Source organism: Acidovorax facilis, assembly GCF_023913775.1.
GTDB lineage: Bacteria > Pseudomonadota > Gammaproteobacteria > Burkholderiales > Burkholderiaceae_C > Acidovorax > Acidovorax facilis.
Genome location: NZ_JAMXAX010000363.1, coordinates 1 through 255 on the forward strand (window position 1 = coordinate 1; position 255 = coordinate 255).

1 protein-coding gene is annotated in these 255 nt (G+C 63.1%); it reads right to left on the reverse strand.

The features are described from left to right. The coding region (locus NFX52_RS30610; RefSeq protein ID WP_252636037.1) for a helix-turn-helix domain-containing protein at nt 1-208 on the reverse strand (208 nt) is incomplete at its 3' end. Nucleotides 209-255: the final 47 nt, after the last annotated feature.

The following is a 255-nucleotide window of genomic DNA, read 5'->3' on the forward strand; positions in this document are numbered from 1 at the left end:
GGGCCAGGCGCTCGATGTTTGCCAGCGAGACGTTCCACTTGCAGCGCTCGATGGCCGACACGTAGGTGCGGTCCAGTTCGCACTCGTGGGCCAGACGCTCCTGGGACCACTCTTTCTGCACGCGCAAGAGCCGCACCCAGTACGCGAGGACTTCGCGCAGGTTGGTCGGATCGGGCAGCCGTGTGGGTGGTGTGGGTCTGGCAGGCACCGCGCAAGGATGCGGTTCTGCTTTATTTGCATCTACGGAGTTTGCTT